This window comes from Caballeronia sp. LZ008, from assembly GCF_031451435.1.
Lineage (GTDB): Bacteria > Pseudomonadota > Gammaproteobacteria > Burkholderiales > Burkholderiaceae > Caballeronia > Caballeronia zhejiangensis.
Window position 1 is genome coordinate 79,409 of record NZ_JARUXK010000045.1, and the last position, 12,800, is coordinate 92,208.

The 12,800-nt window shown below is 64.4% G+C and carries 15 protein-coding genes; 9 read left to right on the forward strand and 6 right to left on the reverse strand.

All coding sequences use genetic code 11. From position 1 onward, the window contains the following. Positions 1–3 precede the first annotated feature (3 nt). From QCE49_RS33885 to QCE49_RS33920, 8 genes are all read left to right on the forward strand, one after another. Positions 4–924, forward strand: coding sequence for an ABC transporter permease (locus QCE49_RS33885; protein ID WP_250457656.1), 921 nt, complete (start codon positions 4–6; stop codon positions 922–924). Next, positions 921–1,763, forward strand: a complete 843-nt coding sequence (locus QCE49_RS33890; protein WP_250442104.1) for an ABC transporter permease — start codon at positions 921–923, stop codon at positions 1,761–1,763. The genes QCE49_RS33885 and QCE49_RS33890 overlap by 4 nt, the downstream gene beginning before the upstream one ends. 13 nt (positions 1,764–1,776) lie before the next feature. Beyond that, positions 1,777–2,859: an ABC transporter ATP-binding protein gene (locus tag QCE49_RS33895; protein ID WP_250442105.1), complete on the forward strand. Its 1,083-nt coding sequence runs from the start codon at positions 1,777–1,779 to the stop codon at positions 2,857–2,859. Positions 2,860–2,898: 39 nt separating this feature from the next. Continuing rightward, positions 2,899–3,711 carry a transporter substrate-binding domain-containing protein gene (locus QCE49_RS33900; RefSeq protein WP_008345445.1) on the forward strand — a complete coding sequence of 271 codons (813 nt, stop codon included), beginning with the start codon at positions 2,899–2,901 and terminating at the stop codon, positions 3,709–3,711. A gap of 43 nt (positions 3,712–3,754) precedes the next feature. Further along, complete coding sequence (locus tag QCE49_RS33905) at positions 3,755–4,519, forward strand: amino acid ABC transporter permease (RefSeq protein WP_250457657.1); 765 nt, start codon at positions 3,755–3,757, stop codon at positions 4,517–4,519. Next, on the forward strand, positions 4,516–5,172 hold the full coding sequence (locus tag QCE49_RS33910) for an amino acid ABC transporter permease (RefSeq protein ID WP_250457658.1): 657 nt from the start codon (positions 4,516–4,518) through the stop codon (positions 5,170–5,172). The genes QCE49_RS33905 and QCE49_RS33910 overlap by 4 nt, the downstream gene beginning before the upstream one ends. Before the next feature lie 46 nt (positions 5,173–5,218). Next, positions 5,219–5,944: an amino acid ABC transporter ATP-binding protein gene (locus tag QCE49_RS33915; RefSeq protein ID WP_008345440.1), complete on the forward strand. Its 726-nt coding sequence runs from the start codon at positions 5,219–5,221 to the stop codon at positions 5,942–5,944. Between the two features lie 65 nt (positions 5,945–6,009). Continuing rightward, positions 6,010–6,900 carry a LysR substrate-binding domain-containing protein gene (locus QCE49_RS33920; RefSeq protein WP_008345439.1) on the forward strand — a complete coding sequence of 297 codons (891 nt, stop codon included), beginning with the start codon at positions 6,010–6,012 and terminating at the stop codon, positions 6,898–6,900. A 61-nt stretch (positions 6,901–6,961) separates the two neighbouring features. Here the strand turns inward: QCE49_RS33920 and QCE49_RS33925 are convergent, their stop codons facing one another. From QCE49_RS33925 to QCE49_RS33935, 3 genes are all read right to left on the reverse strand, one after another. Further along, entirely contained in the window at positions 6,962–7,663 is a 702-nt protein-coding gene (locus QCE49_RS33925) for a sterol desaturase family protein (protein ID WP_250437727.1), read from the reverse strand. A 900-nt stretch (positions 7,664–8,563) separates the two neighbouring features. Further along, on the reverse strand, positions 8,564–9,286 hold the full coding sequence (locus tag QCE49_RS33930) for a Gfo/Idh/MocA family oxidoreductase (protein WP_309806871.1): 723 nt from the start codon (positions 9,284–9,286) through the stop codon (positions 8,564–8,566). A 3-nt stretch (positions 9,287–9,289) separates the two neighbouring features. Further along, positions 9,290–9,877 (reverse strand): Gfo/Idh/MocA family oxidoreductase, encoded by a 588-nt coding sequence (locus tag QCE49_RS33935; protein ID WP_309806872.1) that lies wholly within the window; start codon positions 9,875–9,877, stop codon positions 9,290–9,292. A gap of 173 nt (positions 9,878–10,050) precedes the next feature. Between QCE49_RS33935 and QCE49_RS33940 the strand changes: the two genes are divergently transcribed. After that, on the forward strand, positions 10,051–10,425 hold the full coding sequence (locus tag QCE49_RS33940) for an ester cyclase (RefSeq protein WP_008345436.1): 375 nt from the start codon (positions 10,051–10,053) through the stop codon (positions 10,423–10,425). Here the strand turns inward: QCE49_RS33940 and QCE49_RS33945 are convergent. Genes QCE49_RS33945 through QCE49_RS33955 form a run of 3 tightly spaced genes read right to left on the reverse strand, consistent with a single transcriptional unit; the run spans position 10,422 to position 12,771 of the window. Beyond that, positions 10,422–11,192: an ABC transporter ATP-binding protein gene (locus QCE49_RS33945; RefSeq protein WP_033535709.1), complete on the reverse strand. Its 771-nt coding sequence runs from the start codon at positions 11,190–11,192 to the stop codon at positions 10,422–10,424. The genes QCE49_RS33940 and QCE49_RS33945 overlap by 4 nt on opposite strands. A gap of 13 nt (positions 11,193–11,205) precedes the next feature. Beyond that, positions 11,206–11,988 (reverse strand): ABC transporter permease, encoded by a 783-nt coding sequence (locus QCE49_RS33950; protein ID WP_008345434.1) that lies wholly within the window; start codon positions 11,986–11,988, stop codon positions 11,206–11,208. Between the two features lie 9 nt (positions 11,989–11,997). Beyond that, positions 11,998–12,771: an ABC transporter permease gene (locus QCE49_RS33955; protein WP_239295339.1), complete on the reverse strand. Its 774-nt coding sequence runs from the start codon at positions 12,769–12,771 to the stop codon at positions 11,998–12,000. Between the last annotated feature and the right edge of the window lie 29 nt (positions 12,772–12,800).

Here is a 12,800-nt window from a genome sequence, read left to right on the forward strand (position 1 = left end):
TCCATGTCCGCACTCTCCTTCCGCCGCAGGACGGCCACGCTGGCAGACGCCGCCTCCGCACAGACGTCGGCTCCCGCGCTGCCCAGGGTGCCGCCGTGGGTGCTGCTCGCGCCGATCCTCGCGTTTCTCGCCGTGCTCGTCGCGGCGTCGCTCGCGGTGCTGCGCATGAGCTTCGGCGTGCCGGGGAACGAGTGGCGCGCACTCACGCTTCACAATTACGCGGACCTCGCCGATTCGTACTTCCTGCGTTCGCTCGGGCTGACGCTCAAGCTCGCGTTTGAGAGCATGGTCTGCGCGGTGGCGCTGGCGATTCCGGTGGCGCTCGCGATGGCGCGCACCGAATCGCGGCTCGCTCGCCGGCTCCTTCTTGCCGGCGTGCTGCTGCCGCTGCTCGTCAATCTGCTGCTGCAGGGTTACGGCTGGCTCGTGATGCTCGGGCCGGCGGGCATGCTGAATAACGCGCTGCTCGCGGCCGGCGTCGTGCGGCGTCCGGTGCAGTGGCTTTATCGCGAGAACGGCGTGCTGCTCGGCCTGATCCAGACCGCGTTCCCGCTCGCCGTGCTGCCGCTCGCGAGCGCCATGCGCGCCATCTCGCGCTCTTACGAGGAAGCGGCCGCTACGCTCGGCGCGACGCGCTCGCAGACGCTGCGCCACATCGTCCTGCCGCTCGCGATGCCCGGTCTCGTTTCCGGCGCGCTGCTCGTCTTCGCCTACAACGCGAGCGCGTTCGCCGTGCCGCTGCTGCTGGGCGGCCGCCGCGTGCCCATGCTCGCCGTGCTCGTGCACGACCAGGTGGCGCCGCTTCTGAACTGGCCCGCCGCGTCGGCATCCGGCGTGGTGCTGATGGTGGCGACGCTCGTCGTCATGTCGGTATCGCAACGGCTCGTACGCGGCATGCAAAGCACGGGGGAAGCCCGTTCATGAGCGCCCTGCGCCTTTCCGCGATCATGCCGGGACGCCTAAGCCGCGCCGCCAGCCTGCTCGCGACCGTCGTGCTCTTTCTCGCCGCCCTGCCGATCCTCACGATGGTGACGATGTCGTTCGGCAATTCGGACACGCTCCAGTTCCCGCCGCCGGGCTTCGGGCTGCGCTGGTATCGGGCCGCGTGGCACACGTTCGTATCGCCCGACGCAAGCGATGTGCTCTCGATGGGCACGGCCCTCACGACGAGCCTCGTCGTCGCGGTATCGACGATGATCATCGCCACCGCCGTCTCGGTGCCCGCCGCCTACGCGCTCTCGCGCTATCGCTTCCGCGGCAAGGCGGTTATCGAGCAGCTCGTCGCGCTGCCGCTGGTCTATCCGCTCGTAATGCTCGGGCTCTCGCTGCTGCTCGTGTTCAACGTGCTGCCCGTCGAGCTCGGCATTCTGCGGCTCATCATCGCGCACGTGATCCTCGCCTTGCCGTTCACGGTGAAGAACTGCGCCGCCTCGGTCGCGGCGATCGGCCCGGAGTTCGAGGAAGCCGCGTGCCTGATGGGCGCGAGCCCGCGCCGCGCGATCGTCGATGTGGTCCTGCCGCTCATGCGGCCCGGCATTCTCGCCGGCATGCTGTTCGCCTTCATCGTCTCGTTCAACGAGTTCACGGTCACGTTCTTTCTGTACGGCATCGACACGATGACGCTGCCCATCTGGCTGTACAGCCGCACCGTGTCCTCGCTCGATCCGACCGTGTTCTCGTTCGCGGTCGTCATCGTGCTCATCGACTTTGCGTTGATCTGGCTGCTCGAAAAGCTGGTCGGCGACGAAGGCGTCGCGCTGTAACCGGGGAACCCTCATGACTCATCTGACACTTCAGGCGGTAACGAAGCGCTTCCACGCCGCATACGCCGTCGATCATGTCGATCTCGCCGTGCCCGACGGCAAGCTGGTGTGCTTTCTCGGGCCGTCCGGCTGCGGGAAGACGACGCTCTTGCGCATCATCGCGGGGCTGGAAACGGCGTCGTCCGGAACAGTCGCCTTCGCCGGCCGCGATCTGACTGACGTGCCCGCGAACCGACGCGATTTCGGCATGGTGTTCCAGTCGCTCGCGCTCTTTCCTCACATGACGGTCGCGCAGAACATCGCCTATCCGCTGCGTCTTCGCCGGGTCGGCAAGGAGGCGGAAGCCAGCCGCGTCGCCGAGCTGCTCGATCTGATCCGGTTGCCGCACATGGCGGACCGGCCGGTCTCGCGGCTGTCGGGCGGACAGCGCCAGCGCGTGGCGATTGCGCGCGCCATCGCGTCGTCGCCGAAGCTCTTGCTGCTCGACGAGCCGCTCTCCGCGCTCGACGCGAAGCTGCGCGAGGCGATGCAGGTCGAGATCCGTCTCCTGCAGCAGCGCCTCGGCATCACGACGATCATGGTGACGCACGACCAGCGCGAAGCCATGACCATGGCCGACGAGATCGTCGTCATGGAAAAAGGACGCATCGCGCAGGTCGGCAAGCCGCTCGACATCTATCGCAATCCCGTCAGCGAATTCGTCGCCGACTTCATCGGCCTCGGCAACATCCTGCCCGTCACGCTCGAAGGCGGAGACCGGATCGCGCTTCCGGGCGGCCAGCAGATCGTCGTCGATGCCGCACCGCCCGCGCGCGGCGCGGCGGGCGACGTCCGCCTGCTGATTCGTCCCGAAGACGTCTGCATGCGGACAGCCGTAAACGGCGCCGTCGATCCCGGGCCCAACGTGCTCGCCGGAAAGGTGGCGTTCATCCGGGATGTCGGCGCGTCGCTCGAAGCGACCATCGATTGCGCGGGCTTCACGCTCACCGCCGCCACGACGCCGCGCGAGACGCCGGACCTGCGAATCGGCATGCCCGTCTTCGCGGAGCTTCCGCCGCACGCCTGCAAGCTCATCGCGGCACGCACCGCGCACTGAATTCACGCCGCCCACCGTATCGACACAGGAGAGACCTTCATGCACACGACGACTTCCGCGCAGCGCTTCCTCGCCCGCACCGCCGCCCTCCTCGCCTTCTCGGGCATCGCGGGCCTCGGCGCATTCGCGCCGCTGGCGCACGCCGACGCGCTCGACTCGATCAACAAGTCCGGCGTCGTCCGGATCGGCGTCTTCGAGGACTATCCGCCGTTCGGCTCGATCGGGCCGGACATGAAGCCGCAGGGCTATGACATCGACGTGTCCAGCCTGATCGGCAAGACCCTCAACGCGAAGGTCGAACTGATTCAGGTCACCGGCGACAACCGCATGGCGTATCTCGTCGACCATAAGGCCGACATGCTGCTCTCGGTCGGCAAGACGCCCGAGCGCGAAAAGGTGATCGACTTCTCGCAGGCCTACGCGCCGTACAACCTGGCCGTATTCGGTCCGAAGTCGCTGCCCGTGAAGAACGCGGGCGACCTTGCCGGCAAGAGCGTGGCCGTCGCGCGCGGCACGCTGGAAGACCTGAGCGTGAGCAAGGTCGCGCCGCCGTCCGCGTCGATCAAGCGATTCGACGACCCGAACGGCGCGATCTCCGCGTTTCTGGCCGGGCAGGCGCAACTGCTCGTGGTGGGCAACGACGTGGGCGCGACGATCATCGCCCGTCACCCGTCGAACGATCCCGAGCAGAAGTTCTCGCTCTTCAGCTCGCCCGATCACGTGGGCCTGAACAAGAACGAGCCGCGCCTCAAGCAGAAGGTCGACGAAGCCATCGCCGCGGCGAAGAAGGACGGCACGATGAACGCGATCTCGCAGAAGTGGCTGCGCGCACCGCTGCCGGCCGACCTGTGATGCGCGGAGCGCTCCGTTCACTCGCACGCGGGAGGATCGCTCGATGACCTACACGTTCGACTTCAGCGACGTCGGCCTCTATGTCGATGTGCTCGCGCATGGCGTCGCGGTGACGCTCGGCCTGACCGCCATATCGACGCTGCTGGGCGGCCTGGTCGGCATCGGCGGCGCGTGTCTCGCCGTGACGGGCCCGAAGCCGGTCCGCGCGGCGATCACCGCATATGTCGAGCTGATTCGCAACACGCCGTTTCTCGTTCAGCTCTTCTTCGTGTTCTTCGGGCTGCCCAGCCTCGGCGTGCATATCGGCGAAATCGAGGCCGCCGTGCTGGCGATGACGGTGAACCTCGGCGCGTACGCCACGGAAATCGTCCGGGCGGGCATCGACTCGATACCGCGCGGACAGCTCCAGGCCGCGATGGCGCTCGGCCTGCGGGGACCGCACGTGTTCCGCCACGTCGTGTTGCCGCAGGCGCTCGCCAACGTGTTTCCCGCACTGCTCGGGCAGGTGCTGATCGTGATGCTCGGCTCCGCGGTCGTATCGCAGATTTCGGTGCCTGACCTGACGCACGCCGCCAGCTTCATTCAGTCGCGCAATTTCCGTTCGTTCGAGTGCTACGTGATCGTCACCGCGATCTATCTGCTGCTGTCGATCGTGCTGCGCATGCTGATCAACCGACTCGGCAAGCGGCTGTTCGCGGGACGGGCCGGCCGCGCGGCCGCGACCGCTTCCCGGCGCGGTCTGCGCAACCTGTTGTCCCTGCGCATCGGCGCGGCCGAACCCGGCCTTCCGAAGGAGCGTTCACGATGATCGAGTTCACGCTGTGGGATATCGCCCGCAACCTGACGCTGGCCGCGCGCTGGACGGTAGTGCTTTCGGTGATCGCGTTCGTCGGAGGCGGCCTCACGGGACTGGTGCTGCTCGCCATGCGCGTGTCGCCGCTGCCGTGGCTGCGCCGGACGGTGGTGCTGTATGTCGAGGTGTTCCAGGGCACGCCGCTTCTGATGCAGCTTTTCCTCGGCTTCTTCGGCTTGCCGCTGCTGGGCGTTGAAGTGTCGCCCTGGGCTGCCGCGACCGTCACGCTCACGCTGTACACGGGCGCCTGTCTCGCCGACATCTGGCGCGGCTGCGTGGAGGCGGTGCCGCGCGGCCAGTGGAGCGCCGCGGCGAGCCTCGGCATGACGTGGACGCAGCAGTTGCGTTACGTCGTCTGGCCGCAGGCATGGAAGATCGCCGTGCCGCCCACCGTGGGATTTCTCGTGCAGGTCGTGAAGAGCACCGCGCTCACGTCGATCATCGGTCTCACGGAGCTGACCAAGACCGGCACCATGATCACCAACGCAGTGTTCCGTCCCTTCCCGATCTACGCCCTCGTCGCGTTGCTCTACTTCGCGATGTGCTTTCCGCTGACCTGGTATGCGCGCGCGCTCGAGCGCCGGTATCGCGTCGGCAGACATCGCTAAAAACGCCGCGTCTCAATGGCTAACGCACTTTCAAAAAGGTTTGCGCATGATTTCCATCGGTAACGTGTCGAAGTGGTACGGCCAGTTCCAGGTTCTGGCCGACTGCACCACCACCGTCGGCAAAGGCGAAGTGGTCGTGGTCTGCGGGCCGTCCGGGTCCGGCAAGTCGACGCTCATCAAGACCGTCAATGGGCTCGAGCCGTTCCAGAGCGGCAGCATCACGGTCAACGGGGAGTCCGTCCACGACAGGCGCACCAACCTGTCGAAACTGCGCTCGAAAGTGGGCATGGTGTTTCAGCATTTCGAGCTGTTTCCGCACATGTCGATCACGGACAACCTCACGCTCGCGCAGACGAAAGTGCTGGGGCGCTCGAAAGACGAAGCGTCCGACAAGGCGCTGCGTCTGCTCCAGCGCGTCGGCCTGCGCGCGCACGCCGACAAGTATCCCGCGCAGCTTTCAGGCGGCCAGCAGCAGCGCGTGGCGATTGCGCGCGCACTGTCGATGGACCCGGTCGCGATGCTGTTCGACGAACCCACTTCCGCGCTCGATCCGGAGATGATCAACGAGGTGCTGGACGTGATGGTCGAACTGGCACAGGAAGGCATGACGATGATGTGCGTCACGCACGAAATGGGCTTCGCCAGAAAGGTCGCGCACCGGGTGATCTTCATGGATCACGGGCGCATCGTGGAAGACGAAAATAAGGACGCGTTCTTTGCGCATCCGCGGTCCGACCGGGCGAGGGATTTTCTGGGCAAGATACTGCATTAGCACCGCGCCCGGCTTGCTACACTATTTCCGGCTGACGTGATTTTCATGATCGGAGACACGCCCCGATGCGACGACTTCCTCCGCTCAACGCACTGCAGATCTTCGAGACCGTCGCGCGTCATCGCAGCTTCACGCGTGCGGCGGAACATCTGTGCCTCACGCAGGGGGCGATCAGCAGACAGATTCTCGCGCTGGAGGAATACTTCGGCTTTCCCCTTTTCATCCGCGGCGCAAGGGGCCTGACCTTGACGGCGGAAGGCGACGTGCTGTTGCCCGTCGTGAGAGAGAGCTTCGGGCGCATCGAAGAGGTATCGCTGCGTCTCACGCGCCAGCGCACCGATCTCGCGCTGAAAGTGCCCACCTGCGTGATGCGATGGATGCTGCCGAGGATCATGCGCTTCCAGAGCGAGCATCCCGAACTGCAATTGCAGATCACGACGACCTGGCAGCACGATGTCGATTTCGAGGTCGAATCGTTCGATGCGGCGATCATCTACGGCTCGTCGCCCGGTGCGGACGTGCACGCCGTGCCGCTCTTCGACGAGCAGCTCACGCCCGTGTGCTCGCCCGAACTGCTCAATGAAAGTCCGCTCGCCGCCGCGGCTGATCTCGCGCATCATGCGTTGCTGCATCCGACGCGCGATCACCGCGACTGGAAGCTCTGGCTCGATTGCGCGGGTGCGAGCGAGATCGACGCGACGCTCGGACCGACATTCGAAACGCTCGATCTGGCGACCAACGCCGCCATGCAAGGGTTCGGCGTCGCGATCGGCGACCGGACGCTGGTCAGCGAAGACGTGGCGGCCCGGCGGCTCGTCATGCCGTTCGACACCGTGCTCCAAACGGGCTCACGCTATTACTTCGTCTATCCGGAGTGCGTCGCGAGTCAGCCGAAGGTCAAACTCTTCAGCGAATGGATCATGCGCAACCGTGAGGCGGCTGCGACGGCCGGGTAGTTCGAGGCCGCCGTACGCAACGCCACGTCGCGAGCGATTGTGTTTTGCGGAAACAAGCGCCTTAGTGGCCGCGTTCCAACGGTTCGCGCGCACGACCGGGAACGTCGCTGCGTGTGCCGAACAGCGTGTCGCAGATCGGGAACGTGAGGTTGAAATTCTGTGTCGCCATCACTTCGGGATCGTGGTGTGTAGCGTGCAGGCGCCGCACTGTGTTCACGAACGGAACGCGGTCGAGGAACGGGCTGTCGGTGACGTGCGAGAGCGTATGCAGGCCCTCGTACATCAGAAAGTATGCCGCCATCGTGAACAGCGCGATGTAGCCTGCGTTGCGGGAGAATACGAACCCGATCAGGAGCGCGAACGGCACGGCGGCCAGCACGAATGCAACCGGCGCGAAAGGCGGAAACAGCAGCGCGCGCCAGTGGCGGTGACCCTTGTATTCAAGCGTCACATGCGTGAAGAACCGGTGATGAACCGCGCAATGGCGCTTGTAGATCATGCTGAAATACTTCGTCGGACGATGCAGCACATAGCGGTGCGCCGCCCATTCCGCCCAGTTGCCGAACAGAAAGAGCGGAATGACGGCCATCCATTCGGCGAGCGTCGGCGCATGAAGCTGCATCAGGCAAAAGACGATCACGCCGCCCGTGAAGAGCAATGTGAAGCCGAGGTGCATTTCGCCGCGATACCACCATGGCGTGGCATCGACATACTCGTCGCGGAACTTGTAGGAACGCGCACGAACGTCATCTTCGTATTTCATCAATGTCTCCGGCTGTTGTGAAAGGCGTGTGCCCATTGGCGTCCGCCGTTATGCGCAATGATTCGAGAGGGAGTCCGCGCGTAGCCGCCTTCGAGCTTGTCGAGCGTCTCTGGCACCACGAATAACGCTGATCCCGAAGCCGATGCGCGCGCTCGTTCTGGAAGATCAGCACGGGCGCATGATCGGCGCTGCCGCGCGCGGACGACAACACCGGCTAGACGAATGCGGGATTGCCGTTCGCTGCGGCAGCGCGTGTTCATCAGCGTCTCCATCTGTGCGCGCCGACTGTGGTAAGCGAGCGCATTGGATGAAGCGTAGCGAGATCGCACCATAACGCCTAATACTGTTTATTGATGCGCCGGATAATTCGGGCTTATATCGGTGCTAGCCCGGATGACACCGTCCTTACGGTTCCGTATCAATGGGACGCGCGGGAATGGGCGGTTAAGCAGCAAGCCTGAATGAATGCCCGGCGCGCTCCGTCAAATCGATCTGATAACGGCGTCTTCGTCTATTAGCATCGCTGATGCCGCGAGGGACGGCTGATGTACCGCCCGTCTTTGCCGATCGTGCGAGAGTTGGCGCACGCGCGGGGCGGGCCACGGCGAAAGTGCTTCTTTTTCTGCGGGGGATCAACCTGTTGTTTCAGAGGGGCGCGTTCACGCCGAAGGACACCGTCGCTGTGACGAAACTGTTCCGCTGCGGACTCGCGAATCAGTTCGCGACCGAAACGCGCTATCGCATGATCTCTGAGGCTTCGCGGTTAAGATTCTCGCCAACGTCGTGCTGGCCAATCCTTACCGCGCACAAGGCGTCCACCTCGCGACGGGCGTCAACGCGGCGAGCGTGCTCGTGCGCTATCTCTTCCGCACGCGCCACATGCCACCCGTTCGCAACCGATCAGAAAGTCTCTTCCTGCGGCTCCGGCCCGCGCGTCGGCGCATCCGGCTGGGCGAGCTTCACGGCGCGGCCGGTGCGCGCCGATTCGTAGATCGCGTCGATGATCCGCTGATCCTGCAAGCCTTCCTCGCCCGGCGTGTGCGGCACGAGATCGTCCTTCACGCAGACCGACATGTGATCGATTTCGCGCGCGAACTGGTTCTGCGGATCGATCTGCACTTCGGTCGTCGCGCTCTTGCCGTCGACGAGCATGCCGTGACGCAAGCGCAATCCGTTATAGCCGAACGCCGGATCCATCTCGACCCAGCCTTGTGCGCCTTGCAGCCTGAAGAAACGGCATTCGTGGCTTGCATAACTCGACATGCACGTCGCCGTGAGTCCGCTCGGAAAGCGCAGGATGAAGTGCACCGATTCCTCGACCTCGGCAAAGCGCGGATCGCCTTGCGGGCGATGCACCGTCGCGACGACTTCCATCGGCTCTTCGTTCGACAGAAAGCGCGCCGCGTTGAGGCAATAGAGGCCGATGTCGGGCATTGCGCCGCCGCCCGCGAGCGCCTTCTTCAAGCGCCATTGCGATGGATCGCCCACATTCTGCGAATTTCCCGCGATGAACTCGCGCAATGTGCCGAGCTTCTTCTCCTTGACCATCTTCGCAACCATGCGATCCATCGGCTCGTACTGGCTGCGATACGCGATCATCAGCTTGCGATTGGCGCGCTTCATCGCTTAGACCATCGCCTCGCAGTCGGCGGCATTGTTCGCCATCGGCTTCTCGCAGAGCACATGCTTGCCGATCTTCGCCGCGCGCAGCGTGAACGCCTTGTGCATGCCGTTCGGCAACACGATATACACGACGTGCACGCGCGGATTGTCTGCAAGACGCTCGAAGTCCTGATAATCGTGGATGTCGGCATCGGCGATGCCGTATTGACGCGCGACGCGCCGCGCCTTTTCGCGATCGCCGGAAACCAGCGCCGCCACCTTCGAGTATTTGCATTGCGCGAGCGCGGGCAGAATCTGATTCAACGAAAGACGTCCGAGCCCGACGATCGCATAGCCGATGCGCGCGTCGGGCGGCAGATTCGCGTCGGGCGTTTCTTCCTTCTGCTCCGTGTTCGGGTCTTGAATCAGCGGCAGCTTGACCTGATTGGCATCGGCACCTGAAGGACCGGCGGCCCATGCGCTGCCGGTTCCGGCCGCGAGCGCGACTGCAATGCCCGCGCCGCCGCGTGTCAGAAACGAACGGCGCCCCGCTTCCGGTTCGGCGGGCGCGGCGTTGGGCAAAAGCTGATCGGGTTGGCCGCGAAAAGGCATGGAGAACTCCGGCGGGGAAATGTGATCCCTGCGTTCAGCATTGCGCGTGCCATTCGAAGTAAGCTTGTTGGTTAGCGAGTCGTCGATGAGGATTGAGCGCTGCGCGCGTCGGTTCACCGCCGAACGCACAACGCTACGATAAGCGCATCACCATTCCTTTTGGAGCGCACACGATGCTTTCAGATATTTACAGGCAATACATCGCTTGCCTGAATGCGCGCGACTGGCCGAATCTCGGCGCGTTCGTTCACGATGCGCTGCAGTACAACGCGCGCGCGCTCACGCTCGATGACTATCGCGAGCTCCTGAAGAAAGATGTGCGCGAAATTCCGGACCTCCGCTTCGATATCGAGCTGCTGATAGCGGAGCCGCCGCGCGTCGCTTGCCGGTTGCGCTTCGAATGCACGCCGAAGGCTGACTTCCTCGGCCTGCATATCGATGGAAGACGCGTCGTGTTTTGCGAGAACGTCTTCTATGAGTTCCGCGATGGCAAGATCGAGCGCGTGTGGTCCGTTATCGATAAAGCGGCGATCGAAGCGCAGCTTTAGGCCGCTTCGGTAAAGAAGCTGTCCACGATATCGTCGCGCAACCTGGCGACCTTGCTATCTCCAACCTTTCGCGGCCGCGGCAGCGATACATCCACCACTTCCCCGATGCGTCCCGGCCGCGCCTGCATCACCACGATCCGGTCCGACAGCAGCACGGCTTCCTCCACATCGTGCGTGACGAGCACCATCGTGATCCTTTCATGCTCCCATATCCGCTGCAATTCGAGCTGCAAGCGGCTTCGCGTAAGTGCGTCGAGCGCACCGAAGGGTTCATCGAGCAACAGCAGACGCGGCCGGTTCACCAGTCCTCGCGCAATCGCAACGCGCTGCGCCATGCCCCCCGATAACTGATGCGGATAAAGCCGCTCGTAGCCCTTCAATCCGACGAGCTCGATATGCTCGGCCACCGCGCGCGCCTTCTCGGCCTTCGATAACGGCGCGTTGCGCAACGCGACCGCGACGTTCTGCGCGACATCGAGCCACGGAAAAAGCCGATGATCCTGAAACACGATGCCGCGCGACAGATCCGTCGTCACGACGCGCTCGCCGCCGAAATCGATCTCGCCGTCGTAATCTCCATCTAGGCCCGCGATCAGCCGCAGCAACGTCGACTTTCCGCAACCGCTCGCCCCGACGATGCTCACGAACTCGCCGCTCGCAATCGACAGCTCGATGCGATCGAGCACCGGCGGCCCCGCATCGCCAGCGAAGCGCTTGCTCACGTGCCGAAGCGTCAGGCCACTGTCTTGCTCTATTTGCGTCGTCATATCCGGATTCTCCTCAAGCCGCGCGCGACGCGCCGAACCAGCGCCGCTGCACGCCGCGTGCGAAAGCATTCAACGCCCACCCCGTCAAACCGACCACGATCACGCCGAACACGACGAGATCCATACGAAACTGTTCGCTGCCATCGACGAGCGTATTGCCTATGCCGCTGCCCGCAACGAGCAGATACTCCGCGCCGAGCGTCGCGAGCCACGAATAGATGAGCGCCAGATACACGCCCGTGAAGATGGACGGCAACGCTGCGGGCACCACGACATAGGCCACCGTTTGCAGCCTGCCATAGCGATATGCGCGCGCCACGTCGAGCCAGTTCGCGGGAACGGCGCGGATGCCGTCGCTCGTATGCATCACGACGGGCACGAGCGCGGCAAGCGACAGGAACACGACCTTCGCGACATCGCCGAGTCCGAACCACACGGAGATCAACGGAATCCACGCGAACAGCGACACTTGCTTGAACGTGTTGAAGCTCGGTGCGATCGCGCGATTCGCGAGCTTCGATATGCCGAGCAATGCGCCGAGCGCGAGGCCGAGACTGGTGCCGATCGCAAAGCCCGTCAACTCGCGCGCAAGCGATGCCGACAACGCGCGCGCGAGCGCCCCGCTGCGGACCTGATCGACCGCCGTACTCCACACGTGTGCAGGCGAAACCATCACGCCTCGCCCCACTTGCGCATCGCGGGACACGTACCACCACACGGCGAGCGCGGCTATCGGCAGCACGAGTCCGCGCCACGATCCTTTGACTGTTCCCGCTTCCCAATCCAGAGTCGACATGGCTGATGCTCAATTGACGCGGCCGCGTTGCAGCTTGCGCTCGAATGCATCGAGCAGGCGATCTGCCGCATAGCCGATTGCGCCGACGATCAGCACCGCGGCCAGCACGAGATCGAGCTGAAAAAGCTGACGTCCATACACGATCAGATAACCCAGCCCTTCCGACGACGCGACGAGCTCGACGACGACGAGCGTCAGCCACGCTTTCGTGAACGCGAGCCGCACGCCCGTGCCGATGACCGGAATCGCGGATGGCAAAGTCACGCGCGTGATGACTTGCCAGCGCGTATAGCGATACACCGACGCTACTTCCTGCAACGCACGCGGCGTGCCGCGAAAGCCTTGCAGTGTCGAGAGCGTGACGGGCACGAGCGCCGCATGCCCGATCAGCAGATACTTCAGCGGCTCGCCGATGCCGACGACGATCATGAGAAACGGCAACCAGCCGAGCACCGGCACTTGCACGATCGCGTTGAAGCTCGGCAGGACGTAGGCTTCCAGCGTGCGCGACAGGCCGAGCAATCCGCCGAGCGCGATGCCGAGCAGCACGCCGCCGCCGAATCCGACAGCGGCGCGCGTCGTGCTCGCCAGCAGATGCGTCCACAACTCGCCGCTCTTCGCGAGTGCGCCGAGCGTTTCGAAGACGAGCGCGGGCGCCGGCAACACTTGCGCGGAGATCCAGCCGTAGTGCGAGCCGAGCACCCACAGCAACGCGCAGACGCTGGGCACGATCCACGGCAACGCAGTCCAGCCGATCGTGCGCCACGCATCAGTCGATGACATTCCGCGCGCACGATCCGCGGGCTGAAACA

Excerpts from the sequence above, each read along its gene's own strand:
- QCE49_RS33885 (WP_250457656.1), top strand. The coding sequence starts at position 4 with ATGTCCGCACTCTCCTTCCGCCGCAGGACGGCCACGCTGGCAGACGCC.
- QCE49_RS33935 (WP_309806872.1), bottom strand. The coding sequence starts at position 9,877 with ATGCCTTTTCGCGGCCAACCCGATCAGCTTTTGCCCAACGCCGCGCCC.
- QCE49_RS33950 (WP_008345434.1), bottom strand. The coding sequence starts at position 11,988 with ATGTCGACTCTGGATTGGGAAGCGGGAACAGTCAAAGGATCGTGGCGC.
- QCE49_RS33905 (WP_250457657.1), top strand. The coding sequence starts at position 3,755 with ATGACCTACACGTTCGACTTCAGCGACGTCGGCCTCTATGTCGATGTG.
- QCE49_RS33895 (WP_250442105.1), top strand. The coding sequence starts at position 1,777 with ATGACTCATCTGACACTTCAGGCGGTAACGAAGCGCTTCCACGCCGCA.
- QCE49_RS33890 (WP_250442104.1), top strand. The coding sequence starts at position 921 with ATGAGCGCCCTGCGCCTTTCCGCGATCATGCCGGGACGCCTAAGCCGC.
- QCE49_RS33910 (WP_250457658.1), top strand. The coding sequence starts at position 4,516 with ATGATCGAGTTCACGCTGTGGGATATCGCCCGCAACCTGACGCTGGCC.
- QCE49_RS33945 (WP_033535709.1), bottom strand. The coding sequence starts at position 11,192 with ATGACGACGCAAATAGAGCAAGACAGTGGCCTGACGCTTCGGCACGTG.
- QCE49_RS33925 (WP_250437727.1), bottom strand. The coding sequence starts at position 7,663 with ATGAAATACGAAGATGACGTTCGTGCGCGTTCCTACAAGTTCCGCGAC.
- QCE49_RS33920 (WP_008345439.1), top strand. The coding sequence starts at position 6,010 with ATGCGACGACTTCCTCCGCTCAACGCACTGCAGATCTTCGAGACCGTC.
- QCE49_RS33955 (WP_239295339.1), bottom strand. The coding sequence starts at position 12,771 with ATGTCATCGACTGATGCGTGGCGCACGATCGGCTGGACTGCGTTGCCG.
- QCE49_RS33915 (WP_008345440.1), top strand. The coding sequence starts at position 5,219 with ATGATTTCCATCGGTAACGTGTCGAAGTGGTACGGCCAGTTCCAGGTT.
- QCE49_RS33900 (WP_008345445.1), top strand. The coding sequence starts at position 2,899 with ATGCACACGACGACTTCCGCGCAGCGCTTCCTCGCCCGCACCGCCGCC.
- QCE49_RS33940 (WP_008345436.1), top strand. The coding sequence starts at position 10,051 with ATGCTTTCAGATATTTACAGGCAATACATCGCTTGCCTGAATGCGCGC.
- QCE49_RS33930 (WP_309806871.1), bottom strand. The coding sequence starts at position 9,286 with ATGAAGCGCGCCAATCGCAAGCTGATGATCGCGTATCGCAGCCAGTAC.